Consider the following 26,270-nt stretch of genomic DNA (forward strand, 5'->3'; position numbering starts at 1 on the left):
TTTTTTATGGGTGTTTTACATCGCACCGAACGCGCAGGGTGGCTAAGGCGCAGCAGCCACCCGGCACTCAGTGATTACCGTGCCCACTCACTGCACGCTTCACCATTAATCAACAATTTACGCTTCTCGCCCACCGGTAACGACACCTTCAGCGCGTGCCACGCCGGACGATAATCGCCGCGTGCCGCGGCCTTCAGATTGATTGTGGTGCCATCGCACACCATCTCCCACTCCAGCCACAGCGCATTTCCTTTCTGATAGCCCCAGCTCTCGCCATCGTCCTCAAACAGCAGGCCCGACGTTGTACCCACGCCCTTCACCGGGAACAGTTTTAGTTCGCGGGTATCATCTTTCCCGGCGCTCACATGGGTAATGCGTTCGCTGAGCGGCAGACCGGCCCCGGCGCGTACCAGCAGCGGCAGTTTTTCCAGCGGCGCATCGCGGACGATCCACTGGCCGCCGGAGAACCACTCGTGGGTGTAAAAATCGTACCAGCCCGTTTCGTTGTCCGGCAGCCAGAGGCGGCGCTCGCGCTGGCCTTGTTCAACGACGCTGGCAACCAGCAGATCGCGCCCGAGCAGGAAATCGTCACACTCTTCGAATGTCTGGGCATCATGCTCGTGATCGAGGAAAGTCGGACGCAGCATCGGCTCGTCATCGGCATGGGCCTGCCACAGCAGAGTATAAAGATACGGCAGCAGACGATAGCGCAGCTCAATTGCGCCACGGATCGCCGGCGTTACGCCCGGATACATCCACGGCTCGTTCACCGTGTGATCGTCATTCCACGAGTGAATGGTGAAGCGCGGGTGCATGACGCCGTTCTGAACCCAGCGCACAAACAGCTCCGCGTCTGGCTTATCGCCGGAGAAACCGCCGACATCGTGGCCGACGTTGAACAGCCCGGAGAGGCTCATCCCCAGCCCCATACGGGTGTTATAGCGCAGGGTGTCCCAGTTGGTGCGGTTATCGCCGCTCCAGGTCTGGACGTAGCGCTGCATCCCGGCGCAGCCTGAGCGGGAGATCAGGTACGGACGTTTATCCGGCGCAAAGCGCTGCTGGGCTTCCATCGAGGCGCGCATCATCAGCAGCGGCATCACCGGCCGAATATGCTTGATAGCAATCTCCTGGCCAAAACCGTGGCAGCGCGCCTCGCCGTCCCAGACTTCAAACTCGTTGTTGTCGTTCCAGGTGGAGTCGATACCCATCTCCAGCAGCTGCGTGGTCACGCCTTCCTGCCACCATTTGATGGTCTGCGGATGGGTGAAATCGAGGTGAGAACCCTCGTCATCCCAGAAGCTTGAACGTTCCGGTGCATCGGTTTCTGAATCACGGATAAACAACCCGCGCTCCGCCACTTCGTTATAGCGCGGGTGGTCCTGCAGCAGGCACGGTTTGATGTTTGCCGCGAGTTTCAGCCCCGCGTCGTGGAACGCCTGGCTCATCACCTTCGGCTGCGGCACTTTGTCATAGTTCCAGTTGAAGACGTAGCGCTTGCCGTTGATGGAGGTATAGCCGGACGAAAGCTGGAACGAATCGCACGGAATCGCATGCTCTTCACACAGGCGGATAAAGTTCATCAGCTGGTTTTGCGCGTCCGGTGCGTCGGTGTAGTGCATGGTCGAACCGCTGTAGCCGAGGCTCCATTTCGGGCCGAACAGCGTTTTCCCGGTCAGCCGGACAAAGGCTTTGGTCACGTCCAGTACGCGTTTACCGGTAAAGATGTAGTAATCGATATCGCCCGCTTCCGCCTGCCAGCGGCGATATGCCGTGTGGTAGTTGTCGATTTCGTTACCCAGATCCAGCCAGCAGCTGCTCAGGTTGTCGTAAAACAGACCGTAGCTCACGTCGTCGCGGCGGGTGATAGTGAACGGAATGTGCTTGTACAGTGGGTCGGTGCTGACGGCGTTATAGCCCATCGCGTCGAGGTTACGCATCTCGTAGCGTTTACCGTTGCGCTGCAAATCACCCGCTTTTTCACCAAGACCGTAAAAACGCTCGTCCTTGCGGCGGCTCAGATAGTGCGCCGCGCCGTCGCCGTGGGCATTCAGCAGGTACGCGCTGGTCGGGCGGTCGTGCGCCAGCTCCAGCCATTCACCGTCCTCATTGCGGTAGTGCCACTCCAGCCACAGAGGCTGGTGGACGATGACGCGCAGCTGTTCCGTCGCGACAATAAGCGTGTCGTCTTGCTGCATGAGCGTCCACGTCGGGCAGCTAAATCCGCTGAGATCATCGCGCTGGCGACCCTCCCACGGCACGTCCTGAGCGGGCGCGATACTCCAGGTTTTATCCAGCGACAGCTCGCCTTTGCGTTTGATCAGCACGCGGAACAGATTCTCTTCCAGCACATACAGACACAGACGGTGCTGATTATCGACGAGCAGTTCCAGATGGTTCGCGGACTGTTCAAGAAGGGTCCAGTTTTTCAGGGTTTTCATATGCAATACATCCACTATCAGGCGCGCTTGGCGCGACGTTCAGCAATAAATGCTACCAGGAAAAATGCGCCAATCAGGTCAAAGAAGCCCATGGCAATGAAGAGCGGGTTGAAGCCGATTTTGTCGGCGGTGACACCAATTAACAGAGAGAACAAGAAGCTTGCGATCCACGCCGCCGAGCCGCGCATGCCGTTGACGGTGGCCATCTGGCCTTTGTCGAACGACTCCACCACCAGGGCGCTTAACATGCAGGAGATAATCTGGTGGCCAAAACCGCCAATCGAAATCAGCACGATGGTGACGTACGGGTCGCGAGTGATCGCCACGGCGGCCAGGGAGATCATCAGGAGGGCACCGGTGACGGAGCTGGCAACGACCGAGTTCACGCGAGTGCAGCCGAACCAGCGGGTATACAGGCGGGTGAGGTAGCCGCTGGCCACGCTGCCCAGATCGGCGGCCAGGAACGGCAGCCAGGCGAACATCGCAATCTGTTTCAGATCCATACCGTGCTCTTTCGCCAGATACAGCGGTACCCAGAAGCTCAGCACGGCCCAGGCCGGTTCCGCCATAAACGCCGGAATGGCGATGCCGTAAAAACGTTTGTTTTTGGAGACGGTCTTCAGCGCAGTCAGGAACGGCATCTTCACGGCAGGCGGTTCGTTATCCTGCTTGATAAACGCCAGCTCGTCTTTGCCCAGATTCGGGTGCTGTTCCGGGTTATGGTAGAACGCCCACCACAGAATCACCCACAGCAGCGCCAGTACGCCGGTAAACATAAACGCACCCTGCCAGCCAAAAGAGGCATGGGCAAAGTAGATGATAGGCGGGGCCAGCATCGCGCCGATGGAGAAGCCAACGCCAGCCCAACCGGCGGCCACCGGACGCTCTGATTTCGGGAACCATTCTCCGATGGTCTTGGCGTTCGCCGGTGTGGCGGCCGCTTCGGACGCGCCCATAAAGAAGCGCAGCACTGCCAGATGCAGCCAGCTGCTGGCACCGGCGTGGAAAATACACATCAGCGCCCAAATCCCGGCGCACACCATAAAGCCAATCTTCAGGCCAATCACGTCGATTAGCCAGCCGCACAGAGGCTGGAAGAGGGTATAGGCAATCTGGAAAGCACCCACGATCCACGAGTACTGCTCGGTGGTGATCCCCATGCTCTCTTTCAGCTCCGGCGCGAGGATGCCTAACGAGTTACGGGTGATGTAGTTAACGGTGACGCCCAGTAAAAACAGCACCAGCACATACCAGCGCAGATTCTTGATGACGCGGCGGGCTTTACTTGCCACGACAGGGGTATTGATGTCCTGACTCATTTTTCTCTCCACAAGACGGACGGTAGGGGGATGAACGTATCGGGTGTCACACCTGTTTTATGCCTTTGATCGTTATCAGTTTTATGACTTCAAGTTGCTATACAACTAGTATGGAAGTGGTGTGACAAGTTCACCTTAAGGGAGAAAATGAGTGGGAAATAGCGGATTTTGTGCAAGCTTTCTCATAACTGCGCAGCTTATTTTGGCATGATGCCTTTTAAGCCTGCTGTTACCGCAATCTCACGCTATGAAAATTTTTTCATTTGGCAAATGGAGCGAGATCACAAAATGGATAAAAGACTCAAAATCGCGGAAATTGCCGCCCGTACCCAGCTCTCAATTAGCACCGTTTCCCGCGTGCTGGCGGGGAAGTCCAATACCAGCGAAAAAGCACGTACTAAAGTGCTGGCCTGTGCGCGGGAGCTGGGGGTGATGGACGGCATGGCGGCCGGGCGACTGCTGCTTAACAGTCTGGTGGTCTTTGCTCCGCAGCGCGCGTTTGACGAGCGGTCCGACATCTTTTACTACCGCGTGATCCAGAGCGTGAGCAAAGGGCTGGCATCACATGAAGTCAGGCTCCGCTACTGCGCGCTGGAGGAGAACGACAGCGACGCGCAGCTTTTCCTGGCGCGTATGAATGAAGCGGATACCCAGGCGGCGATCTTGCTCGGTATCGACGATCCGCATATTCACGATCTGGCCGTCGATATCGGTAAGCCCTGCATGCTGATTAACTGCCGCGATCAGCGGATGCGGTTGCCCGCCGTGGCTCCCGATCATCGCGCCATTGGCGAGCGCGCGGCGGAGTATCTGTTCGAGATGGGGCACCGGGAAGTGATGAACGTCCTGTGCCTGCGGCGCTACACCATGGAGCTGCGCCTGGCGGGGATCCGCGACGGATGGCAGGGGCATAATCTGAAATTCAATGACAAACGCGATCTGCTGGTGGTCCCCAGTTTCAGTGCCAAAGAGACCGAGCAGCAGGTGAGCGAGTGGCTAAGTCAGATGCCGGAAAAAGCGCTGCCCACCGCTTTTTTGGTCGGCGGAGATTTTATGGCGGAGGGCACCATTCGCGCGCTGCAGAAGCACGGCCTGCGCGTCCCGCAGGATGTGTCGGTGATGAGTATCGACGGTTTTAATCTGGCTGCGATTCAGGATGTGCCCTTAACGGCGGTGCATGTCCCGCGCGACGAGCTGGGAACCGAAGCGGTGCATATGCTCCAGCAGAGGCTCATGCGCCCGGATGCGCCGGTTGGAACCTTATTACTGAACGGCACGCTGGCGGTGCGGGAGTCGGTACGGCGGATACGTCAGGGGAAAAGACGCACCGCCGTGGAGCGGGAAGGGCTGTACGACGCTTAGGCCATGCCGAGGGCGCGTTTACCGTGGATGTTGAGATCGTTCAGGGTAAAGCGGTCCTGCCAGTTTTTTTCGTAATCTTCGCGCGGGAAATCGCCCGGAGAAGCGCCGGTTTCCAGTGCCGCTTTCACCTTCTTCGCGTAGGCGAGGTTTTTCTCGCACATCGGGGCGGCAGGAATGTACATCACGTTACCCCAGCCCTGCTGATTATCTACCGGTGCGACCGAGTGGATCACATCGCAGTGCCACCACACGGAATCCCCCGCGTCCAGTGCCGGAATGCTGGTTAACGCGTCGATGAGCAGCGGATGCCACTTTTCGGAAATCGGCAGAACGCGACCCGGCGCGACGCCGCAGAGTTCGTCTTCCGGCACATCATCCAGCAGCGGACGCAGCAGAATGTAGGCCATCGCTTCCGGGATCGGCACCACGTGCAGCAGCCCCTGATTCGGGATCATATCCGACAGGGCAGTCCAGCCCTGGAACGTACGGAACACCGAGCATTTGGTGGTGTTATCCACGGTGTACTCTTCGACTTCGGTGCGGTGCGCCGCATTCCACGGATCGTACTGATCGACATTGCCGTCAAACACGCGGGCAAACACCTGCTGATAGGCCGGCAGCAGCCAGCGTTCCAGCGCGCCGGAATCCGTATGCGCTCCCAGCCCTTTAGAGGTGGTTCCCGGTGGGCGACGGCGAATACGATCCGGGTAGATCACGCTGACGTCCGGGTTAAACCACTGTTTGCCGTTGCTCTCAAAAGTCCATAAACGGTTCAGGAACGACTGTACCTGCGCCATCTCTTCACTCTGACGCGCCTGCATCTGCGCCTGCGACCAGTAGATCGGGAAAATTTCCGGGCGCGACGCGGTTAAGGTGCCGAAGAAGTTATCACCCGGCCCTTTGTACACGTCGTCAAACTGGTTGAGATCGAGATAGTCGAGCATCGCGTTATCCCACGCCAGCGCCTGCTCGCGCGGGAAGTGACCTTTGATCACCGCACAGCCGCGGCGTTTTACCGCTTCACGCTGGGCCGTGGTAATCGTTCCGTTCTTTACGTCCTCGAACGGAATCACAGGCCAGACGGTTTCACCGTTATTCTTCTTGGCGTTAATTTCCGCCACGCGTGTCGCAATCTTATCGCTGAGCCGGTCAAAAACGGCCTGAACGTCGCCGATCTGGGCACGTAATTCACGTTTTAACTGGCGAATGGCGGCTTTGTGGTCCGCAGGCAAAATTTCACTGGAGAAGGTCATAACTGCCTCGCTATCTTTCATTCGAAAGTAAAAGTATCTACAAGTGATACTTTAAGTTAAAGATAAGTTAATGCAAGTTTAAAAACTTGACGGCCAGCACAGGATGAAAAAAGAGTGAGGTACCGGAGCGTCGCCCCGGCAGGGAGGAATCAGAGGTTAAAACGGAGCAGTTTTGTCGAGTACGGCCTGAATAACATTCAGCGCGCCCTGGTGGTTATTGTCATCGGTGCTGAAGGTGCTGATCGTTTTGATGCTTTCCGCCGCGTTGCCCATGGCGAACGAGTATTTCACCAGCTTCAGCATTTCCGCGTCGTTGCCGCTGTCGCCAATGGCCACACACTCCTGCGGAGAGACCGACCAGCGTTTCAGCAGGCGGCTAATCCCGTTCGCTTTATGCAGGCCGGGAATGATCAAATCGACGAAGCCAAAGCCACTGGTGACCGGTTTCATGATGCCATCTAAAGAGACGTGCAGTTTGTCGATAAGACCAGGGATGTCGCTGTCCGGCAGGTTCAGGGAGAACTTGAACAGCACGTCGTCGATCTCATGGTAATCGCTGATGCGCTGTAAGCGGTGGTAGTGTTTTGACATCAGCGCGACAAACTCGTCCGGCGCGTGTTGGCTGACGTAGGCGCTCTCCAGCCCGCAGGCGACGAAGTTAAGCTGTTTGTCTTTCAGTAATTCGCCAATCACGATTTGCGATTCGTGACGCGTCAGTTCGCCGTGAAAAATCTGTTCGCCATGATCGAAGACCAGCGCGCCGTTTTCCGCCACGAAGGAGATCTGTTCTTTCAGTTCCGGAAAGAAGGAGATGAGCTGGTAATACTGGTTTCCGCTGGCGACCACGAACTCAATGTCCCGGGCCTGAAGCTGCTGAAATTGCGCCATAAAGCGGTCACGGTTGTACTGCTTGGCATCATCAAGGAAAGTTCCGTCCATATCGGTGACGATAACTTTTACGGTCATACATTGCTCTCCAGAATATTACTGCGACCAGCAACATTCTAATAACAATGTGACCCGAACCACAAATTTATTTCGAATGAAAGTAAACGCAAAACAGCAACCCTTGGGTTGCTGTTGTTAGTGTGCTCAGCCTCTCCCGCGTGGGAGAGGGGTTGCGGGTGGAAATTACAGCGTATGCTCGGTACGCGCAATAATGTCGTCCTGCGCATCCGGCGACAGGGCGGTGAAGAAGGCGGAATAGCCCGCGACGCGCACCACCAGGTCACGGTACTGGTCAGGGTGTTTCTTCGCTTCCAGCAGCGTTTCGCGTGACACGATGTTGTACTGAATATGCCACCCCTTATGCACCTCGAAGAAGGTCCGCAGCAGAATCATCAGCTTCTGACGGTCCGAATCGTTCTCCAGCGTCGCCGGGTTCAGCTTCTGGTTCAGCAGCACGCCGCCCAGAATCGCCTCCGTTGGCAGTTTGCCGACGGAACCGATCACCGCCGTCGGCCCGAGGTGGTCGGTACCGGATGCCGGACTGGCCCCTTCCGCCAGCGGAGTATGCGCCTTACGGCCATCCGGCGTTGCCATGGTTGCGGCGCCAAACGGCACGTTCGCGGAGATGGACGACGTACCGGCGTAGTAATTCCCGCCAATCGGACCACGACCGTAGCGCGGGTTGTGATACTGCTTTAGCTCTTCAATATACGTCTCATACGCACGGGCCAGCAGCAGATCCACGCTGTCATCGTCGTTACCGTATTTCGGCGCGCCGTTGATCAAACGCTGGCGCAGCTGCTCATGCGTCAGACCTTCGTAGTCCTCCGCCAGCGCTTTCGCCAGCTGCTGCTGACCAATCGCTCCCTGCTCGAACACCAGCTTTTTCACGGCGGCGAGGCTGTTGCCGAGGTTGGCGATACCCACCTGCAAACCCGATACCCAGTCATACTTCGCGCCGCCTTGCTTGATGCTTTTCGCGCGTTCGATGCAGTCGTCCACCAGCGCCGAGCAGAGAATATCGTGCACGTTCTCTTCCAGCATGGTGTCGACCACATACTCAATTTCAATCGATTTGCGGGTGTAGTAGCGGATCTGGTTATCCCAGGCGGCCATCACCTCGTCGAAGTTGTCGAAATTGCCCGCAGACAGCGCTTTCTCCTGCGGCAGGAACACCTTGCCGCTGGTGGCGTCGCGGCCACCTTCCATCGCCGCCAGCATCACGCGCGCGAAGTTGATAAAACTCATTCCGGTGCAGCGATAGCCCCACTTGCCGCCGACGGCGGTTTCGATGCAGCCAATTGCCGCGTAATCGTAGGCGTCCTCTTTTTCCACGCCGAGTTTAATGAACTCGGAGATGACGATTTCGTCGTTGTTAAACGCGGGCATCCCGAAGCCGCAGCGGATCACCTGCACGCAGGCGTCGAGGAAGTCGTTGCTCATGCCCGCGTGATAACGCACGCTCAGGTTTGGCTGGGTGGAGCGCAGGCGTCCGCAGGATTCAAGAATCGCGTAGGAGAGGGGGTTCACCGCGTCCATCGGCTCGCCGTTCACCAGTTTCTGACCGCCAATGGTGACGTTCTGATACAGCGGGCTACCCGCCGAGGCTTTAGAGTGCGAGCCGGAACGGATTTTGTTCACTTCCAGCAGCTTCAGCCAGCAGCTGTGCAGCAGCTCAATCGCATGTTCACGGTCGAGGGACTGATTCAGCTCCACGTCGCGGCGGTAGTACGGATAGAGATACTGGTCCATACGCGCGAAGGAGACCGAGTGGCCGTTGGACTCAATTTGCAGGATCAGCTGGATGAAATAGCACAGCTGTAGCGCCTGCCAGAAGGTTTTTGGCGGCTGGTGGGCAATGACATCGCAGTTTTCCGCCATTGCCAGCAGCTCGTTGCGGCGGTTTTCGCGGATCTCATTTTTCGCCATCTCACGCGCCAGATCGGCAAAGCGCTGAATGTGCAGCGTGACGGCTTCCAGTACGATATCAATCGCTTTCAGGAACTGATCGCCGTGCAAATCCTCCAGCACGGTCAGGTTGATGCGGGTACGGCGCTCCGCGACTTTTGCGCGCATGCCGTCGAGACCTTTCTCCAGCAGCAGCGGGAAGTTCACCGCCAGGTGCGCATCGCCGGAGGTCATGTTGCCTTCGGCTTTGATGATGCCGGTTTCCAGCAGCCCTTTTTGCTCGTCGGTAAACATACCGTAGCAGCGATCCTGTACCGTCTGGCCGCGCCACCATGGGCAGACATCGTGCAGCACGCGCTTGTTCTCTTCGCTCACCGCAAAGCCAGCGCCCGGACGGTCGGCCAGATCGTCGATCTCTTTTTCAATCCACGAAACGGTGTATTCCGGGAAGATTGGCGCGGCGCGCACTTCGCTTGCCTGGTTGCCGATAATCAGCTCGTCGTGTTTGATCCAGATGGTGCGTTTTGCCAGATGATGCGCCAGCGCCAGCGCGCGACGCACCGGGATCGGTTTGTCCATGTGCTGCTGGTACATTTCGGTGTAATGCTGCGCGCGCTCGGTACAAACTGGCGGTTTCACGATATGCACCAGAGCGGTTTTGTGCGCCTTAATGCGGTCTGTCAGGGTGTTCAGATTCAGCTGTGTCATATCTTTATCCTCGTAGGGTCGCAGTTAACCCATTCTGGGCCGCATACTGTTGGGCAAACTCCAGTAACTCAGGGTTATCGAGCGGTTTGTCAGGGGCAGAGTAGGGTTGGCCGAGCAGGGTGTATTTGTTCATGCCAAGGGTGTGGTACGGCAAAAAGTGGATATCGCGGACGTTCAGTTCGTCGGCGGCAAAACGGGTGATGGCTTTAATCGACGCTTCATCGGCGTTAAAGCCCTGAATCAGCGGGACGCGAATGGTCAGCTGTTTTCCGGCAGCAGCCAGGCGTTTTAAGTTCTCCAGCACCCGTTTTGCCGAGCCGTCAGTCCACTGTTTAAACACCTCGCCATCGACATGCTTAAGATCGGCGAGGAACAGATCGACATAGGGTAACGACGGTTCGATATAGTGCCATGGCACATGCAGACAGGTTTCGACCGCCGTATGAATGCCCTGATCTTGGCTGGCTTTAAACAGAGAATGGGCCAGCTCCGGGCTCATAAAGGGTTCGCCGCCGGAGAGGGTAATACCCCCGCCGCTGCGATCGTAAAAAGGTTTATCGCGCAGGACGGTTGCCATAATATCGGCCACCTGTTTCTCTTCCCCACAGACCGTCAGCGCCTGGGTCGGGCAGCAGTCGGTGAGGGCGTCGAGATGGGCGTCATTGAGTTTTTCGCGATGGATGATCACTCCGTTCAGCGCACGGTCGATAATCCCTGGCGCAGCCTGCTGACACAGGTCGCAGCCTTCGAGGCACAGGCGGGCATCGAACAACACATCCCGCGTGCGGGAGCGGCTCTCCGGGTTCTGACACCAGCGACAGCCGAGGGAGCAGCCTTTCAGGAACACCACGGTACGAATACCTGGGCCGTCGTGGGTGGAGTAACGCTGAATATTGAAGATCATATTTTCGCCTCTTGTTGCGTATGAAGATTAAATAACTTTCGAATGAAAGTTATTTTGATGTGCGTCAACTCTGAGGAAGGTTTTTACGTGGTAGTGTTACGGCAGGTTAATTTTGAGGGTGACATCATGGAATTTTATCTCGACACATCTGACGTAGCCGCAGTCAAAAAACTGGCACGCGTTTTCCCGTTAGCCGGTGTAACGACCAACCCGAGCATCGTCGCAGCAGGTAAAAAGCCGCTGGAGGTGCTCCTGCCGGAGCTGCATGACGCGCTCGGCGGAAAAGGGCGTCTGTTTGCCCAAGTGATGGCGACGACCGCAGAGGGCATGGTGGAAGACGCACGTAAACTGCGCGCCATCATTAACGATCTGGTGGTAAAAGTGCCGGTTACGGCAGAAGGGCTGGCGGCAATCAAAATGCTGAAAGCGGAAGGGATCCCAACGCTTGGGACGGCAGTGTATGGCGCGGCGCAAGGGATGCTGTCGGCATTAGCGGGCGCGGATTATGTCGCACCCTATGTGAATCGCCTTGATGCTCAGGGCGGTGACGGAATTCAGACCGTGGTGGAACTCCAGCAGCTGCTGACGCTGCACGCGCCGCACGCTAAAGTGCTGGCCGCCAGCTTCAAAACACCGCGTCAGGCGCTGGACTGCCTGCTGGCCGGGTGTGAATCTATCACCCTGCCGCTGGACGTGGCGCAGCAGTTTATTAGCTCTCCGGCGGTGGATGCGGCGGTAGTGAAGTTTGAGCAGGACTGGCAGACCGCGTTTGGGCGCACGTCGATTTGACCCAATAAACCGGGTGCAGGCGTCGCCTCACCCGGTAAGCGTTACCCCCCGCATACCTCGCAGCCTGGATTACGCATCAATTTCATCTCACGAAACTGACAGGTCATCGCGTCGTACATCAGGATTTTTCCTGCGGCAGGTGTGCCGTAATGGGCCAGCACTTTAATCGCTTCCATCGCCTGCAGTGAACCGATCACCCCCACCAGCGGCGCCATGACGCCTGCTTCCACGCAGGTGAGGGCGTTCTCGCCAAACAGTCGGCTCAAGCAGCGATAGCACGGCTCGCCATCCGCATAGGTAAAGACGCTGATCTGCCCTTCCATGCGGATCGCCGCCCCGGAGATCAGCGGTGTTTTATGGGCAAAACAACCCGCGTTGAGCTGATTGCGCACCGCCACGTTGTCGGTGCAATCGAGCACAATATCGTGCTGCGCGATGTGGGCGGACAGCGCGGCATCGTCCAGCATCGCATCAATGAGGGTAAAGTGAACATTTGGGTTGATCCGCGCCAGGGCATCGCGCGCCGAGATCACTTTCGGCTCGCCAACGGTCGCGTCGCTGTGCAGAGTCTGGCGCTGTAAGTTCGACACCGATACCGTATCGAAATCCAGCAGCGTCATCCTGCCAACGCCCGCTGCCGCCAGATACTGCGCGGCGGCACAGCCCAGCCCGCCAAGGCCAACGACCAGCACGTTCGCCGCCTTTAGCGCTTCCTGCCCGTCGAAATCAAACCCGCGCAGGACAATCTGACGGTTATAACGCAGCATCTCCTGATCGTTCAGCTCCACCGCCATTTTAGCCTCCGAACAGATGGTTAAAGGCTTCCACCTCAACCCATTCACCGGCTTCGACGTTGCCGCGATCACGCTCCAGCACGATGAAGCAGTTACCCTGGCTGAATGAGCTAAAGATATGCGAGCCCTGATGCCCGGTGGTGCTCACTTCCAGCTCGCCGTCGGCGTTACGTGTCAGAATACCGCGCTGGAAATCCAGACGCCCCGGGGACTTTTTCAGTCGCGTCGCCGCCCGCACGCGCTGGCGAGGAGGCAAGCCTGAGGCGTTATCGCCGGAGAGTTTTGCCAGCAGCGGCTGCACCAGCTGATAAAAGGTCAGTGCCGCCGAAACCGGATTGCCCGGCAGACCGCAGAACCAGCTGTTAGCCAGTGTGCCAAAGGCAAACGGCTTGCCCGGTTTAATCGCCAGTTTCCAGAAGCTGATTTCGCCCAGCTCATCGAGAATGGTTTTGGTGTAATCCGCTTCGCCGACGGAGACGCCGCCGGAACTTATCACTACGTCGGCTGCGTTATCCGCTTCGATAAAGGCCGTGCGCAGTTTTTGCGGATCGTCTGGAATGATACCGAGGTTGATCACCTCGCAGCCCAGCTGTTCCAGCATCAGATGCACGGCCAGACGGTTGGTGTCGTAGATTTGGCCCGCCTGCAAAGGCTGGCCCGGCAGCTGCAGTTCGTCGCCCGTCGAGAAGAGCGCGACGCGCACCTTGCGTACCACGTCGATCTCCGCAATGCCGAGAGAGGCCAGCACCGGCAGCTCTGCGACTGTCAGTTTAGTTCCTGCGGCGAACACCGTTGCGCCCTGGGCGATATCTTCCCCGGCGCGGCGGATGTTCTGATTCGCTTTAACACTGGCGGTAAAACGCACGCCCGCGTCGGTCTGTTCGGTCTCTTCCTGCATCACCACCGCGTCGCACCCGTCAGGCACTGGCGCACCGGTCATGATGCGAATGCATGTCCCCTGTGGCCACTCACCCGCGAACGGCTGACCGGCGAAGGCTTTTCCGGCGACCGGTAAGGCATTTCCCGCCTGAATATCTGCAAGGCGCACCGCGTAACCGTCCATCGCCGAGTTATCAAACCCCGGCACATTGAGCGGAGAGACAACGTCGCGCGCCAGCACTCGCCCAAAGCCGCGCAGCAAAGGCAGCGTTTCGTGCTCTTTCAACGGGGTGACGGGGGCGAGCATCTGCGTGAGTGCCGTTTCAAGCGGCATCAGTCCGGCGGTAAAATCCATGGTTTACTCCTGCGGGATAACAGCGAAAGCGGGCATTATGACAGAAAAGTGCCCCTAACTGTATGACACAGAGGGTGTAGTCTTTACATCACCCTTGCGTCTTTCTATATTCAAAATTCGTCTGAAGATCTGACAACGATAATGATATTTATAGAAAAAGCAGCGCCTCTGTGCTGATGGGTGATGGAAATGGTTAATGCGGTGATCGCAATTCACGGCGGCGCAGGGGCGATTACCCGTGCGAAGCTGAGTCCGGAGCAGGAAAAACGCTACGTTGACGCGCTTTCTGCCATTGTTGAAACGGGCCAGCGGATGCTGGAGGCGGGCGAGAGCGCGCTTGATGTCGTCACCGAGGCGGTACGTTTGCTGGAAGAGTGTCCGCTGTTTAACGCGGGCATTGGGTCGGTATTTACTCGCGACGAAACCCACGAACTGGACGCCTGCGTGATGGACGGCAATAGCCTGAAAGCCGGTGCGGTGGCGGGTGTCAGCCATCTGCGTAACCCGATTCTGGCGGCGCGTCTGGTGATGGAGCAAAGCCCGCACGTCCTGATGACGGGAGCTGGCGCGGAGCAGTTTGCCGCAGAAAACGGCATGGAACGGGTGCCTGCTGAGACCTTCTCGACGCCCGAGCGTTATCAGCAATTACTGGACGCGCGCAGCGCCGGGATCACTCAGCTCGATCATGTGGCACCGCTCGATGAGAGCACCAAAATGGGTACCGTTGGAGCGGTGGCGCTGGACAAAGCGGGCAATCTCGCGGCGGCCACCTCTACCGGCGGAATGACCAACAAATTACCGGGCCGGGTCGGGGACAGCCCTCTGCCGGGCGCGGGATGTTACGCCAACAACGCCAATGTGGCCGTGTCCTGCACCGGTACGGGCGAAGTGTTTATCCGCACGCTCGCGGCGTATGACATTGCCGCCTTGATGGATTACGGAAACTTAAGTCTGGCCGAGGCCTGCGAGCGCGTGGTGATGGAAAAACTCCCGGCGCTCGGCGGCAGCGGCGGGCTGATTGCTGTGGATCGTGAAGGCAACGTCGCGTTGCCGTTTAACAGTGAAGGGATGTATCGCGCCTGGGGTTATGCGGGCGATGCACCCTCGACGGGAATTTATCGTGAATAAGGGGAGCCTGCGTGCCGCACAGTAACGATCTGGATAGCCGGGAAGTTCTGGCCGTCCACAACCTGAACATCGCGTTTCAGGAAGAGCGGCGGCCTGTCCCGGCGGTAAAACAGCTTTCGTTCTCTCTCAAGCGAGGCGAAACGCTGGCGATTGTCGGTGAATCCGGTTCCGGTAAATCCGTCACGGCCCTGTCGCTGATGCGTTTGCTGGAGCAGGCCGGCGGGATGATCAACTGTGACAGCCTGCTTTTGCGCCGTCGCAACCAGCAGGTCATCGATCTCACCGAGCTGAGCCAGTCGCAAATGCAGAGCGTGCGCGGCGCGGACATGGCGATGATTTTCCAGGAGCCGATGACCTCGCTCAATCCGGTGTTTCCGGTGGGGGAGCAGATTGCCGAATCTATCCGCCTGCACCAGGGATTATCCCGCGAGCAGGCGCTGGCAGAAGCCAAGCGCATGCTGGATCTGGTGCGTATTCCGGAAGCGCAAACCATTCTCGGGCGTTACCCGCATCAGCTCTCCGGCGGCATGCGCCAGCGGGTGATGATCGCCATGGCGCTGTCGTGCCGCCCGGCGGTCCTCATCGCCGACGAGCCAACCACTGCGCTGGATGTGACCATTCAGGCGCAAATCCTGCAGCTCATCAAAGTGCTGCAACAGGAGATGGAGATGGGGGTGATTTTTATCACCCACGATATGGGCGTGGTGGCGGATATCGCCGACCGGGTGCTGGTGATGTACCAGGGCGAGGCCGTTGAAACGGGCAGCGTGGAGCAGATCTTCCACGCGCCGGAACACCCCTACACCAAAGCGCTGCTGGCGGCGGTTCCGCGTCTCGGGGCGATGAACGGCAGCGATTTGCCACGTCGTTTCCCGCTGCTTTCGCCGGGCGTGGCGCAAAGCGAAGAGACCGAACAAGACACGGTAGTACCGGGCGAGCCGATTCTGCAGGTGCGCGATCTGGTGACCCGTTTCCCGCTGCGCGGCGGGCTGCTTAACCGCGTAAAGCGCGAAGTGCACGCGGTGGAAAACGTCAGTTTCGACCTGTGGCCGGGCGAAACCCTGGCGCTGGTGGGCGAATCGGGCTGCGGGAAATCCACCACCGGACGGGCGCTGCTGCGTCTGGTCGACTCCCAGGAGGGCAGCATTACCTTTAACGGTGAGCGCATCGACACGTTGCCTGCCAGCAAACTACAGCACCTGCGCCGGGATATTCAGTTTATCTTCCAGGACCCTTATGCTTCCCTCGATCCGCGCCAGACGGTCGGCTACTCGATCATGGAGCCGTTGCGGGTGCATGGCCTGCTGAAAGGCGAAGAGGGGCAGCGGCGCGTCGCCTGGTTACTGGAACGCGTGGGGTTAAAGCCGGAACATGCCTGGCGTTACCCGCACGAATTTTCCGGCGGACAGCGTCAGCGCATCTGCATTGCCCGCGCGCTGGCGTTGAATCCGAAGGTGGTGATTGCCGACGAATCCGTCTCGGCGCTGGATGTCTCCATCCGCGCACAAATCATCAATTTACTGCTCGATCTCCAGCGCGAGCTGGGCATCGCTTTTTTGTTTATCTCACACGATATGGCGGTGGTAGAGCGCATCAGCCATCGCGTGGCGGTGATGTACATGGGACAAATCGTGGAGATTGGCCCGCGCCGCGCGGTGTTTGAAAACCCGCAGCACCCGTACACCCGCAAACTGATGGCCGCCGTTCCGGTGGCCGATCCGGCGCACCGGCACGGCCACCGCGTGCTGTTGCAGGATGAGATGCCGGGCAATATTCGTAAACGCGGCGAGGCGACGGAGCGTGTGGTCCTGCGCGAAGTGGGCCCCGGACATTTCGTGGCACCGCCGCATCAACACAACGCCTTTTCACGCTTATAGCTTTTGACAGACAGGGAACAACAGGAGAATACAATGACAAAATTTGTTGCTCGTTCATGGCTGTTAGCCGCGAGCGTGACGGCCGCGCTGGCGGCAACGCCTGCGTTTGCGGCCAAAGATGTGGTGGTCGCCGTAGCGTCCAACTTCACCACGCTGGACCCGTATGACGCAAACGATACGCTGTCGCAGGCGGTGGCGAAGTCGTTCTATCAGGGGCTGTTTGGCCTTGATAAAGAGATGAAGCTGAAGAACGTGCTGGCCGAAAGCTATACCGTCTCCGATGACGGGCTGGTCTACACCATCAAACTGCGCAGCGGCGTGAAGTTCCAGGATGGAACTGATTTCACTGCTGAAGCCGTGAAGGTGAACCTCGATCGCGCCAGCAACAAAGACAACAGTCTCAAGCGCTATAACCTCTACAAAAACATCGCCAGCACCGAGGCCGTCGATCCGACGACGGTGAAAATCACCCTCAAAGAGCCGTTCTCGGCGTTTATCAATATTCTGGCGCACCCGGCGACGGCAATGATCTCCCCGGAAGCGCTGAAAAAATACGGCAAAGAGATTGGTTTCCATCCGGTCGGCACCGGGCCGTACGAGCTGGTGACCTGGAATCAGACCGATTTCGTGAAGGTGAAGAAATTCGCCGGATACTGGCAGAAGGGCCTGCCGAAACTGGACTCTATTACCTGGCGTCCTGTTGTCGACAACAACACCCGTGCGGCGATGCTGCAAACCGGCGAAGCGCAGTTTGCTTTCCCGATCCCTTACGAGCAGGCGGCAATCCTTGAGAAAAACAGCAAGCTGGAGCTGGTGGCCAGCCCGTCGATCATGCAGCGCTACATCAGCATGAACGTGACGCAAAAGCCGTTTGATAATCCAAAAGTGCGCGAGGCGATCAACTACGCCATTAACCGTCAGGCGCTGGTGAAAGTGGCTTTTGCGGGCTATGCGACCCCGGCGACGGGCATTGTGCCGCCGTCGATTGCCTACGCCCAGAGCTACAAACCCTGGCCTTACGATCCGGCGAAAGCGCGCGAGTTGCTGAAAGAGGCCGGTTTCCCGAACGGCTTTAGCACTACGCTGTGGTCATCCCATAATCACAGCACCGCGCAGAAAGTGCTGCAGTTCACCCAGCAGCAGCTGGCGCAGGTGGGCATCAAAGCGCAGCTGACAGCGATGGACGCGGGCCAGCGCGCGGCGGAAGTGGAAGGCAAAGGGCAGAAAGAGAGCGGTGTGCGCATGTTTTACACCGGCTGGACGGCATCAACGGGTGAAGCAGACTGGGCGCTCTCGCCGCTGTTTGCCTCGCAGAACTGGCCGCCGACGCAGTTCAACACCGCGTTCTACAGCAATCCGCAGGTGGATAAAGATCTGACGGATGCCCTGAAAACCACCAAAACCGACGAGAAAGCGCGTCTGTACAAGGATGCTCAGGATATTCTGTGGAAAGAGTCGCCGTGGGTGCCGCTGGTGGTGGAAAAACTGGTTTCCGCCCACAACAAGGCGCTGACCGGGTTCTACATCATGCCGGATACGGGCTTCAGTTTTGAAGACGCGGATTTGAAATAACAGAACTCATTCCCGCAGGCGATAGTCTGCGGGATGAGAGGGAAAGGCATGCTGAATTACGTTTTTAAACGCCTGCTGGGGCTGATCCCAACGCTACTGATTGTGGCGGTGCTGGTGTTTCTGTTCGTCCATATGCTGCCCGGCGATCCGGCGCGACTCATCGCCGGGCCGGAGGCGGATGCGACGGTGATCGACATGGTGCGCCAGCAACTGGGTCTCGATCGGCCGCTGTACGTGCAGTTCTGGCACTACATCACCAACGTGTTGCAGGGCGATTTCGGCATCTCGATGGTGTCGCGACGTCCGGTTTCTGAGGAGATTGCCAGCCGCTTTATGCCGACGTTCTGGCTCACACTTGCCAGTATGATCTGGGCGATGATTTTTGGTCTTGCCGCGGGGATTATTGCCGCCGTCTGGCGCAACCGCTGGCCGGATAAGCTCGGCATGGCACTGGCCGTCACCGGGATCTCTTTCCCGGCGTTTGCGCTGGGGATGCTGCTGATGCAGATCTTCTCCGTCGAACTGGGCTGGCTGCCGACGGTGGGGGCGGATACGTGGAAGCACTACATTCTGCCGTCGCTCACTTTAGGCGCAGCGGTGGCCGCCGTGATGGCGCGCTTTACGCGCGCCTCGTTCGTCGATGTGCTGAGTGAAGACTATATGCGCACTGCGCGCGCCAAAGGCGTGAGCGAAAAGTGGGTGATCCTCAAGCATGGTCTGCGCAATTCGATGATTCCGGTTGTCACGATGATGGGCCTGCAGTTTGGCTTCCTGCTTGGCGGTTCGATTGTGGTGGAGAAGGTCTTTAACTGGCCGGGGCTGGGTCGTTTGCTGGTCGATTCCGTCGACATGCGCGACTATCCGGTGATTCAGGCAGAGGTGCTGCTGTTTTCACTGGAATTTATTCTTATCAACTTAGTGGTGGATGTGCTCTACGCCGCCATTAACCCGGCTATCAGGTACAAGTAACATGCGATTGTTTAACTGGCGTCGTCAGGCCATTTTAAAGGCTATGCCGGGTTTAAAACCGGACCATATCCGCACGCCGTGGCTGGAGTTCTGGCGGCGATTTCGTCGTCAGCCGGTGGCAATGACCGCCGGACTGTTTGTGCTGCTGCTGATCGTAGTGGCGATTCTGGCACCCTGGATCACGCCGTTCGATGCCGAAAACTACTTCGATTACGATCGACTGAACGATGGCCCGTCAATGATGCACTGGTTTGGCGTGGACTCTCTCGGGCGCGATATCTTTAGCCGCGTGCTGGTCGGTGCACAAATCTCACTCGCGGCGGGGGTTTTCGCGGTGCTGATTGGCGCTGCCATCGGTACGGTGCTGGGGCTGCTGGCGGGGTTCTACGAAGGCTGGTGGGACCGCATCATCATGCGTATCTGCGACGTGCTGTTTGCCTTCCCCGGCATTTTGCTGGCGATCGCCGTCGTCGCAATAATGGGCAGCGGGATGGCTAACGTCATCATCGCCGTGGCGGTCTTTTCCATTCCGGCGTTTGCCCGTCTGGTGCGCGGAAATACGCTGGTGCTGAAGCAACAGACGTTTATCGAGTCGGCGCGCAGTATTGGTGCCAGCGATGCGACCATCTTGTTTAACCATATTCTGCCCGGCACGGTCTCATCCATTGTGGTCTATTTCACCATGCGTATCGGCGTGTCGATCATCTCAGCGGCGAGCCTCTCATTCCTGGGATTAGGCGCACAGCCGCCGACGCCGGAGTGGGGCGCGATGCTCAATGAAGCGCGGGCTGACATGGTGATTGCGCCTCACGTGGCGATTTTCCCAAGCCTCGCGATCTTCTTCACTGTGCTGGCCTTTAACCTGCTGGGTGACGGCCTGCGCGACGCGCTGGACCCGAAGATTAAAGGGTAGGGCTGGGGGCTGGACGTTGTAACATTGTAAAGAATGTTAATCAGTTACGATTTATTGACCTGACGCATTAATCTGGTCAAAAAATGAGCTTATTCTGATCGTGCACAATGGCTGACAAGGGAGGAAATAGCATGTCCGTTGACAGACTGAAACGCGATCTACTGAACAAGCTGATCAATGCCCGGATTGACCTTGCGGCATACCTGCAGTTAAGGATGGCAAAAGGGTATATGTCAGTCAGCGAAAGCGACCATCTGCGCGATAATTGTTTTGAACTGTGTGACTACATGCGTGAAAAAGCGCCGATCCTGCGGGATTATTACGACGCTGATGAACAGCTTGTCCTGCAACGCGCGGCTGACGCGTTGTCAAAAGCTGCCGTATGCCTGATGACCGGACACCATGATTGTCCAACGTTTGTCGCCGTCAGCGCGGAGAAACTGGAACACTCCCTGACGACACTGACTCTCTGCATTATGTGCCTGAAAGAGCACGTCGCGCTCCATCAGCACTAAACTCCGGGGGAGGCGACTCCCCCTTCTGATTAAGCTTTTGTAAAAGTGCTCACGCGCCCGGTCGGCCTGGCTACTCTTTATGCCAAACGTCGAAAAAAGGAGTGCGTAATGCGCCGATCTTCGCTGATTCCTCTGTCTCTCTTCTTTCTCTCCGCTTCCGTAATGGCGGCACCCGGCGCAGTCAACGTCGATGTGCTGCAAACTAAACTCGATCATCCGTGGTCGCTGGCCTTTTTGCCAGATAATCAGGGCATGCTGATCACCCTCAGGGGCGGGCAGCTCAAGCACTGGCAGGCGGGAAAAGGGCTGTCAGATCCGATCGTTGGGATACCGAAAGTGTGGGATAGCGGGCAGGGCGGTCTGTTGGACGTGGTGCTGGCTCCGGATTTTGAACAGTCGCGCCGCATCTGGCTCAGCTACGCCGAAGTCGGTAACGATAGTAAAGCGGGTACGGCGGTAGGATATGGCCGCCTGAGCGAGGATCTCTCGCGCGTCGAGGCCTTCCAGGTGGTGTTCCGCCAGATGCCAAAACTGTCGACGGGAAATCACTTCGGCGGGCGACTGGTGTTCGACGGTAAAGGCTATCTGTTTATCGGCTTGGGTGAAAACAATCAGCGTGCGACGGCGCAGGATCTGGATAAGCTGCAAGGTAAAGTGGTACGCCTGACGGATCAGGGCAAAGTGCCCGCAGATAATCCGTTCGTCGATAAAGCAGGCGCACGCCCGGAAATCTGGTCCTACGGCATCCGCAATCCGCAGGGAATGGCGATGAACCCCTTGACCGACGCGCTGTGGCTGAACGAGCACGGCCCGCGTGGCGGCGATGAGATCAACATCCCTGAAAAAGGCAAAAACTACGGCTGGCCGCTGGCGACGCACGGAATTAACTACAGCGGCCTGAAAATTCCGGAAGCGAAAGGCGAGCACGTCGAAGGCACAGAGCCGCCGCTGTTTGTCTGGAAAGTATCGCCCGCGGTGAGCGGCATGGCGTTCTACAACAGCGACGTCTTCCCGCAGTGGAAAAACAAACTGTTCGTGGGCGCGCTGAAAGAGAAAGACGTGATTGTCCTGAGCGTGGACGGCAATAAGGTGACGGAGGACGGACGAATTCTGGGAGATAAAGGCAACCGCATTCGCGATGTGCGGGTGGGGCCTGATGGCTATCTGTATGTATTAACGGATGAATCAGACGGGCAACTGTTAAAAGTCAGCCCGTCCGGGGCGTGATTAGCTCACGGGGATCATGATCGCTTTTTGGAAGGCCGGGCGCGTTTTGAGTTGTGCGAACCAGCGCTCCAGATTTGGATACGATCCCCACTCCAGACCGATGTTGGTCAGGTTCCAGATAAACGGCGCGACCGCGATATCGCCCACGCCAAACGCGGAGCCTGAGAGATATGGCTGGTTCGCGAGTGCGTCATCCAGCAGGGCAAACAGTTTTTCGCACGCCGCTTTTCCGGCGTCGATCGCCGCATAATCACGCTCGGCTTCGGGGGTTCTGACCAGGCCCATCAGGATCGGGCGGTGCGCGGGGGAGAGCGTCTGGTTTGCCCAGTCCATCCATTTTTCGCCCTCGGCACGGCGCGCAGGATTGTCCACCCACAGGCGGTTTTGCCCGTACTGCGCTGCCAGATAACGCACAATGGCGTTCGATTCCCATAGGGTTAAGTCGGTTTCGTCGTCGCGCAGCAGCGGCACCAGTCCGTTGGGGTTCATCGCCAGATACTCGGCATCGTTATTCACGCCAAACTGCAAACCGGCCATGATCTGGTTAAACGGTAAATCCAGCTCTTCCAGCGTCCAGAGCACTTTCTTGACGTTGGTTGAATTGTTCCTGCCCCACAGCGTAATCATATTGACTCCTGAATGAGTGAAATAACCTGAGTGGTGAATCAAAGCCTGCGATTGCACATGGTGAGATAAACCTAACATTTACGCAACAGAAGACAAAAAAATCGCATCCGGGACAGCACCCCGGCCCGTTATTGCGTAAACTTTAAAAACTTTACCTGGTTTAGGTTTCTTTAGACTCATTAGTACGTTATTACTCATCGCTTCTTGCGACACGGTGATGTGACGTGATTTTTTAGAAAGGACACTCGGGTGGCATTTATGACGCATACAACTTCTTCTCTGCGCAGCCTGGCGGCAGGCTCCGCACTGCTTTTCCTGTTTTCCCCCACACTTTTTGCGGCTGAAACGGCAGCACCAGAAGCGCCTCCGGTCGACGCGCGCGCGTGGATCCTGATGGACTACGCCAGCGGCAAAGTGCTGGCGGAAGGCAACGCGGACGAACAGCTCGATCCGGCCAGTCTGACCAAAATCATGACCAGCTACGTGGTCGGGCAGGCGCTCAAAGCAAACAAAATTAAGCTCGACGACATGGTGACCATTGGCAAAGACGCCTGGGCCACCGGCAACCCGGCCCTGCGCGGTTCGTCCGTGATGTTCCTGAAACCGGGTGACCAGGTTTCCGTGTCGGATCTGAATAAAGGGGTGATTATTCAGTCGGGTAACGACGCCTGTATCGCGCTGGCGGATTACGTCGCGGGCAGCCAGGACTCCTTTATCGGCCTGATGAATGGTTACGCGCAAAAGCTCGGCCTGACCAAAACCACCTTCAAAACGGTCCACGGCCTGGACGCGCCGGGGCAGTTCAGTACCGCCCGCGATATGGCGCTGCTGGGCAAAGCGCTGATCCACGACGTGCCGGATGAGTACGCCATCCATAAAGAGAAAGAGTTTACATTCAACAAGATCCGCCAGCCGAACCGCAACCGTCTGCTGTGGAGCAGCAATGTGAATGTGGACGGCATGAAAACCGGCACCACCGCAGGCGCAGGCTATAACCTGGTGGCGTCTGCGACCCAGGGCGATATGCGTTTGATCTCCGTGGTGCTCGGCACCAAAACCGACCGCATCCGCTTTAATGAATCCGAAAAACTGCTGACCTGGGGCTTCCGCTTCTTCGAAACGGTGACGCCAATTAAACCTGACGCGACCTTTATCAGCCAGCGCGTCTGGTTCGGCGATAAGAGTGAAGTGAATCTGGGGGCGGGTGAAGCGGGTTCTGTGACGATCCCGCGTGGTCAGTTGAAAAATCTGAAAGCGAGCTACACCCTGACCGATCCACAGCTGACCGCGCCGCTGAAAAAGGGCCAGGTGGTCGGCACGATCGATTTCCAGCTTAACGGCAAATCCATTGAGCAGCGTCCGCTGATCGTGATGGAAGCGGTGGAAGAGGGTGGATTCTTCAGCCGGATGTGGGACTTCGTGATGATGAAATTCCACTCGTGGTTTGGTAGCTGGTTCTCATAAAAGCAAAACGATAACCGCAAGGTTATCGTTTTGAGTGTTTGCCTCCTCCCCCGACGGGGGAGGGATAAGGTGAGAGCATCAGGCCGCGCTGGCGGCTAAGCCCGGCAAAACATCCACTCAGTACATCAATTTAATCTGCTGCGCTTTGGCGTGCGCGACCAGCTCGTCATCCGGGCGGCAGTCGCTGACAATCGCATCAAAGCGTGCCAGATCGCCCATTCTTGCTGAACGTACTTTGCCAAATTTGCTGTGATCCACCACCAGCACATGATACTGCGCGGCGTTCATCGCCCAGTGCTTCACCGTTAACTCTTCGAGGTTAAAACAGGTTGCGCCCTGGCGCACGCTCACGCCTGCCGCTGAGTAAAAGGCGATATCCGGACAGAGATTGCTCAGGGTGTCCTGAAGATTCAACGGTTTGAAAATAGCGTTGCTGGCGTGAAACTCACCGCCGCAGAGGATCACCCGACACTCAGGTTTCTCCTGGAGAGCCAGAAAGGTATTCAGGGAGTAGCACACCGCCGTGAACGGCAGCGCGTTATCGATGGCTTCGATAATCCAGGGTGTGGTGGTGCCGCAGTCGAAAAACAGGGTCTGATGCGGTTGCACGAGGGAAGCGGCCAGCCGTGCTGCTTTGCGTTTTTCCTCAACCAGGCGGGTTTTTTGATCGCTCAGCAGATAGTGGCTGCCGCTGCGTGGCTCCAGCACGATATAGCCGCCGAGCAGCACCACCGGGGCACTCTCGCTGTTCAGGTCGCGACGGATGGTCATCTCGGAAACGCCGAGCAGAGTGGCAGCTTCTTTGAGATGCAGCTTATCGCTGCGCTTCAGGGCTTGCAGCAGCTGGGAGATGCGGTCGTCGCGTCGTGTTTCCATAGATCCTCGGGGCGAAAAGGTGAACCCCCACAATGTGGGGGTTCAAGTGTAACCTGTCGGACCGGGATTAGTCACGTATCCAGCCTTTGCGGATCGGAAGAGCAAAGCAGATACGGTAGACGCGCTGCAGCCCGCGATAAATCTGCTGTCCCATGATATTCCACAGGATTTGTGCACTCAGGCAGCCCATCATTCCGACCAGCAGTCCGCCCAGCATATCCAGCGGCCAGTGGACGCCGAGATAGACGCGCGACCAGGCAATGCCGAGTGCGATCGCCATCAGAACCACGCCCGACCAGACGCGGTGCCAGAACAAAAAGGCCAGTGCGAAGGTGAAAATCACGGTGCCGTGATCGCTCGGGAAGGAGTCGTCAGCAGCATGGTGCAGGAAGTTCGAACCGATATGATCGACAAATGGACGGTCGTGCGGGAACAGATGCCCCAGCGTCCAGGAGGCGGTCATGCTAACCGCCAGCGCCATCGCCACCTTTATCACCAGCTGACGCTGCGCGCTGACCTGCTTGCGTGGCCCCCACAGCCAGAGTATCGCGATCAGCAAGGGCACGATGTTAATCAGATCCTTTGCCACAAATTTGGCAAAAATAATCATCCACTCCGGTGACGCCGGGGTGGCATTAATCAGATAAAACAGTCCGTAATTGAGATTCTCTAGCATTCCAACTCACTCTTTTGCAAACCAGGCAGAAACAAGGCCGTAAGCCACGACCTGAGAAAACCAAACCCACCAACCTGCCCACAGGTTGTGTGAGAAGAAATGGGCGCCGCGCATGACCTGGCCGAAGCCCATCGTCAGGCCCGCCACCGCACCCAGCGCCACGAAACACCACGCCAGACGAGGGTGCTCGCGCCAGAAGGCGAAAAACAGCCCCATCACCATAAAGCCGCTCGATGCGTGCCCGCCGGGGAAGCAACGACCGGGGCCGCTGCCATCAGGCGTACTGCTAAACAGCGGATACGAAACCGCCTTGCCGCCGTACTCCAGCAGATCCCACGGACAGCTGTGGTGGCTGGTACTTTTCAGCACACCGACCACCAGGGTGCCAAGGCCCATCAGCAGCGCTCCGGTGACCAGCGGCATGTTGCGACGCAATGCACCATAAATCAGCGCCACGGCCGCCGTCGCAATCGCAACGTACTTCGCCAGTCGATGGTTCAGCAGATCCAGCAGCGCGTTTTGCTGCAGCGGGAAATGGTGGCTGGCGGCGTCATACCAGAAACCCGTGATCCAGCGGTCGAGCGTCTCATCGCGCGAAAGCCAGGTAAACAGCACCGCCATCAGCAGTAGCGCGAAAAGCTGATAACCATAAAAGCGCACCGGTAAACGGTAAAGGGGTTTTATCTTAGTTGTCGGTGACTTAGATAAATCCGAAGGGGCAGTATGTTGAGCCATAATGACGTTCATTGACGGGAAATAGGCCCATCAT

22 protein-coding genes are annotated in these 26,270 nt (G+C 57.7%); 10 read left to right on the forward strand and 12 right to left on the reverse strand.

The window, feature by feature from the left end:
• Nucleotides 1–74: 74 nt before the first annotated feature.
• Both F153LOC_RS15005 and F153LOC_RS15010 read right to left on the reverse strand, forming a co-directional pair.
• A complete protein-coding gene (locus F153LOC_RS15005) occupies nt 75–2,438 on the reverse strand; it encodes a TIM-barrel domain-containing protein (protein WP_146003471.1) in 2,364 nt (787 codons plus the stop codon).
• Between the two features lie 17 nt (nt 2,439–2,455).
• Nucleotides 2,456–3,757, reverse strand: a complete 1,302-nt coding sequence (locus tag F153LOC_RS15010) for an MFS transporter (protein ID WP_102105185.1) — start codon at nt 3,755–3,757, stop codon at nt 2,456–2,458.
• Nucleotides 3,758–4,045: 288 nt separating this feature from the next.
• Between F153LOC_RS15010 and F153LOC_RS15015 the strand changes: the two genes are divergently transcribed.
• Nucleotides 4,046–5,119 carry a LacI family DNA-binding transcriptional regulator gene (locus F153LOC_RS15015; protein WP_146003472.1) on the forward strand — a complete coding sequence of 358 codons (1,074 nt, stop codon included), beginning with the start codon at nt 4,046–4,048 and terminating at the stop codon, nt 5,117–5,119.
• Here the strand turns inward: F153LOC_RS15015 and F153LOC_RS15020 are convergent.
• From F153LOC_RS15020 to F153LOC_RS15035, 4 genes are all read right to left on the reverse strand, one after another.
• Nucleotides 5,116–6,372 (reverse strand): DUF1479 domain-containing protein, encoded by a 1,257-nt coding sequence (locus F153LOC_RS15020; protein ID WP_102105184.1) that lies wholly within the window; start codon nt 6,370–6,372, stop codon nt 5,116–5,118. The two genes, F153LOC_RS15015 and F153LOC_RS15020, sit on opposite strands and share 4 nt — an antisense overlap.
• Before the next feature lie 156 nt (nt 6,373–6,528).
• Nucleotides 6,529–7,338 (reverse strand): Cof-type HAD-IIB family hydrolase, encoded by an 810-nt coding sequence (locus F153LOC_RS15025; protein ID WP_102105183.1) that lies wholly within the window; start codon nt 7,336–7,338, stop codon nt 6,529–6,531.
• Between the two features lie 165 nt (nt 7,339–7,503).
• Nucleotides 7,504–9,936 (reverse strand): formate C-acetyltransferase/glycerol dehydratase family glycyl radical enzyme, encoded by a 2,433-nt coding sequence (locus tag F153LOC_RS15030; protein WP_102105182.1) that lies wholly within the window; start codon nt 9,934–9,936, stop codon nt 7,504–7,506.
• Between the two features lie 4 nt (nt 9,937–9,940).
• Nucleotides 9,941–10,840: a glycyl-radical enzyme activating protein gene (locus tag F153LOC_RS15035; protein ID WP_102105181.1), complete on the reverse strand. Its 900-nt coding sequence runs from the start codon at nt 10,838–10,840 to the stop codon at nt 9,941–9,943.
• A 126-nt stretch (nt 10,841–10,966) separates the two neighbouring features.
• On the opposite strand from F153LOC_RS15035, the gene fsa reads away from it, so the two are divergent.
• Nucleotides 10,967–11,629 carry a fructose-6-phosphate aldolase gene (gene fsa / locus F153LOC_RS15040; protein ID WP_102105258.1) on the forward strand — a complete coding sequence of 221 codons (663 nt, stop codon included), beginning with the start codon at nt 10,967–10,969 and terminating at the stop codon, nt 11,627–11,629.
• Nucleotides 11,630–11,670: 41 nt separating this feature from the next.
• On the opposite strand, the gene moeB is transcribed toward fsa, so the two are convergent.
• Both moeB and moeA read right to left on the reverse strand, forming a co-directional pair.
• A complete protein-coding gene (gene moeB / locus F153LOC_RS15045; RefSeq protein WP_102105180.1) occupies nt 11,671–12,423 on the reverse strand; it encodes a molybdopterin-synthase adenylyltransferase MoeB in 753 nt (250 codons plus the stop codon).
• Between the two features lies 1 nt (nt 12,424).
• Nucleotides 12,425–13,657 (reverse strand): molybdopterin molybdotransferase MoeA, encoded by a 1,233-nt coding sequence (gene moeA / locus F153LOC_RS15050; RefSeq protein WP_102105179.1) that lies wholly within the window; start codon nt 13,655–13,657, stop codon nt 12,425–12,427.
• Nucleotides 13,658–13,846: 189 nt separating this feature from the next.
• Here moeA and iaaA point away from each other — a divergent pair, with 189 nt between their 5' ends.
• The 7 genes from iaaA to F153LOC_RS15085 all read left to right on the forward strand — a co-directional run bounded on the left by iaaA (nt 13,847) and on the right by F153LOC_RS15085 (nt 21,858).
• Entirely contained in the window at nt 13,847–14,785 is a 939-nt protein-coding gene (gene iaaA, locus F153LOC_RS15055; RefSeq protein ID WP_102105178.1) for a beta-aspartyl-peptidase, read from the forward strand.
• An 11-nt stretch (nt 14,786–14,796) separates the two neighbouring features.
• On the forward strand, nt 14,797–16,662 hold the full coding sequence (gene gsiA, locus F153LOC_RS15060; RefSeq protein ID WP_102105177.1) for a glutathione ABC transporter ATP-binding protein GsiA: 1,866 nt from the start codon (nt 14,797–14,799) through the stop codon (nt 16,660–16,662).
• Between the two features lie 33 nt (nt 16,663–16,695).
• Nucleotides 16,696–18,234: a glutathione ABC transporter substrate-binding protein GsiB gene (gene gsiB, locus F153LOC_RS15065; protein ID WP_102105176.1), complete on the forward strand. Its 1,539-nt coding sequence runs from the start codon at nt 16,696–16,698 to the stop codon at nt 18,232–18,234.
• A 48-nt stretch (nt 18,235–18,282) separates the two neighbouring features.
• A complete protein-coding gene (gene gsiC, locus F153LOC_RS15070) occupies nt 18,283–19,203 on the forward strand; it encodes a glutathione ABC transporter permease GsiC (protein ID WP_100777066.1) in 921 nt (306 codons plus the stop codon).
• Between the two features lies 1 nt (nt 19,204).
• Nucleotides 19,205–20,116 carry a glutathione ABC transporter permease GsiD gene (gsiD, locus tag F153LOC_RS15075; RefSeq protein ID WP_095281372.1) on the forward strand — a complete coding sequence of 304 codons (912 nt, stop codon included), beginning with the start codon at nt 19,205–19,207 and terminating at the stop codon, nt 20,114–20,116.
• A 131-nt stretch (nt 20,117–20,247) separates the two neighbouring features.
• A complete protein-coding gene (bssR, locus tag F153LOC_RS15080) occupies nt 20,248–20,631 on the forward strand; it encodes a biofilm formation regulator BssR (protein WP_102105175.1) in 384 nt (127 codons plus the stop codon).
• Nucleotides 20,632–20,739: 108 nt separating this feature from the next.
• Nucleotides 20,740–21,858, forward strand: coding sequence for a PQQ-dependent sugar dehydrogenase (locus tag F153LOC_RS15085; RefSeq protein ID WP_102105174.1), 1,119 nt, complete (start codon nt 20,740–20,742; stop codon nt 21,856–21,858).
• Here F153LOC_RS15085 and F153LOC_RS15090 read toward each other — a convergent pair whose 3' ends face one another.
• Nucleotides 21,859–22,485 (reverse strand): glutathione S-transferase family protein, encoded by a 627-nt coding sequence (locus F153LOC_RS15090; protein ID WP_102105173.1) that lies wholly within the window; start codon nt 22,483–22,485, stop codon nt 21,859–21,861.
• A 258-nt stretch (nt 22,486–22,743) separates the two neighbouring features.
• Here F153LOC_RS15090 and dacC point away from each other — a divergent pair, with 258 nt between their 5' ends.
• On the forward strand, nt 22,744–23,949 hold the full coding sequence (dacC, locus tag F153LOC_RS15095) for a serine-type D-Ala-D-Ala carboxypeptidase (RefSeq protein ID WP_100780743.1): 1,206 nt from the start codon (nt 22,744–22,746) through the stop codon (nt 23,947–23,949).
• Between the two features lie 117 nt (nt 23,950–24,066).
• Here dacC and deoR read toward each other — a convergent pair whose 3' ends face one another.
• From deoR to F153LOC_RS15110, 3 genes are all read right to left on the reverse strand, one after another.
• Entirely contained in the window at nt 24,067–24,825 is a 759-nt protein-coding gene (gene deoR / locus F153LOC_RS15100; RefSeq protein ID WP_102105172.1) for a DNA-binding transcriptional repressor DeoR, read from the reverse strand.
• Between the two features lie 67 nt (nt 24,826–24,892).
• Nucleotides 24,893–25,501, reverse strand: a complete 609-nt coding sequence (ybjG, locus tag F153LOC_RS15105; protein WP_100777061.1) for an undecaprenyl-diphosphate phosphatase — start codon at nt 25,499–25,501, stop codon at nt 24,893–24,895.
• Between the two features lie 6 nt (nt 25,502–25,507).
• A complete protein-coding gene (locus tag F153LOC_RS15110; RefSeq protein WP_102105171.1) occupies nt 25,508–26,236 on the reverse strand; it encodes a phosphatase PAP2 family protein in 729 nt (242 codons plus the stop codon).
• Nucleotides 26,237–26,270 lie beyond the last annotated feature (34 nt).

Source organism: Lelliottia sp. F153 (assembly GCF_002870005.1).
Taxonomy (GTDB): domain Bacteria; phylum Pseudomonadota; class Gammaproteobacteria; order Enterobacterales; family Enterobacteriaceae; genus Enterobacter; species Enterobacter nimipressuralis.

What these genes read in the sequence shown, in the direction of transcription:
- ybjG (WP_100777061.1), bottom strand. Translation starts at nt 25,501, where the DNA reads ATGCTAGAGAATCTCAATTACGGACTGTTTTATCTGATTAATGCCACC.
- gsiC (WP_100777066.1), top strand. Translation starts at nt 18,283, where the DNA reads ATGCTGAATTACGTTTTTAAACGCCTGCTGGGGCTGATCCCAACGCTA.
- F153LOC_RS15025 (WP_102105183.1), bottom strand. Translation starts at nt 7,338, where the DNA reads ATGACCGTAAAAGTTATCGTCACCGATATGGACGGAACTTTCCTTGAT.
- F153LOC_RS15005 (WP_146003471.1), bottom strand. Translation starts at nt 2,438, where the DNA reads ATGAAAACCCTGAAAAACTGGACCCTTCTTGAACAGTCCGCGAACCAT.
- deoR (WP_102105172.1), bottom strand. Translation starts at nt 24,825, where the DNA reads ATGGAAACACGACGCGACGACCGCATCTCCCAGCTGCTGCAAGCCCTG.
- F153LOC_RS15010 (WP_102105185.1), bottom strand. Translation starts at nt 3,757, where the DNA reads ATGAGTCAGGACATCAATACCCCTGTCGTGGCAAGTAAAGCCCGCCGC.
- moeB (WP_102105180.1), bottom strand. Translation starts at nt 12,423, where the DNA reads ATGGCGGTGGAGCTGAACGATCAGGAGATGCTGCGTTATAACCGTCAG.
- moeA (WP_102105179.1), bottom strand. Translation starts at nt 13,657, where the DNA reads ATGGATTTTACCGCCGGACTGATGCCGCTTGAAACGGCACTCACGCAG.
- F153LOC_RS15110 (WP_102105171.1), bottom strand. Translation starts at nt 26,236, where the DNA reads ATGGCTCAACATACTGCCCCTTCGGATTTATCTAAGTCACCGACAACT.
- F153LOC_RS15090 (WP_102105173.1), bottom strand. Translation starts at nt 22,485, where the DNA reads ATGATTACGCTGTGGGGCAGGAACAATTCAACCAACGTCAAGAAAGTG.
- F153LOC_RS15035 (WP_102105181.1), bottom strand. Translation starts at nt 10,840, where the DNA reads ATGATCTTCAATATTCAGCGTTACTCCACCCACGACGGCCCAGGTATT.
- iaaA (WP_102105178.1), top strand. Translation starts at nt 13,847, where the DNA reads ATGGTTAATGCGGTGATCGCAATTCACGGCGGCGCAGGGGCGATTACC.
- fsa (WP_102105258.1), top strand. Translation starts at nt 10,967, where the DNA reads ATGGAATTTTATCTCGACACATCTGACGTAGCCGCAGTCAAAAAACTG.
- F153LOC_RS15030 (WP_102105182.1), bottom strand. Translation starts at nt 9,936, where the DNA reads ATGACACAGCTGAATCTGAACACCCTGACAGACCGCATTAAGGCGCAC.
- gsiB (WP_102105176.1), top strand. Translation starts at nt 16,696, where the DNA reads ATGACAAAATTTGTTGCTCGTTCATGGCTGTTAGCCGCGAGCGTGACG.
- F153LOC_RS15015 (WP_146003472.1), top strand. Translation starts at nt 4,046, where the DNA reads ATGGATAAAAGACTCAAAATCGCGGAAATTGCCGCCCGTACCCAGCTC.
- F153LOC_RS15020 (WP_102105184.1), bottom strand. Translation starts at nt 6,372, where the DNA reads ATGACCTTCTCCAGTGAAATTTTGCCTGCGGACCACAAAGCCGCCATT.
- bssR (WP_102105175.1), top strand. Translation starts at nt 20,248, where the DNA reads ATGTCCGTTGACAGACTGAAACGCGATCTACTGAACAAGCTGATCAAT.
- gsiD (WP_095281372.1), top strand. Translation starts at nt 19,205, where the DNA reads ATGCGATTGTTTAACTGGCGTCGTCAGGCCATTTTAAAGGCTATGCCG.
- dacC (WP_100780743.1), top strand. Translation starts at nt 22,744, where the DNA reads ATGACGCATACAACTTCTTCTCTGCGCAGCCTGGCGGCAGGCTCCGCA.
- F153LOC_RS15085 (WP_102105174.1), top strand. Translation starts at nt 20,740, where the DNA reads ATGCGCCGATCTTCGCTGATTCCTCTGTCTCTCTTCTTTCTCTCCGCT.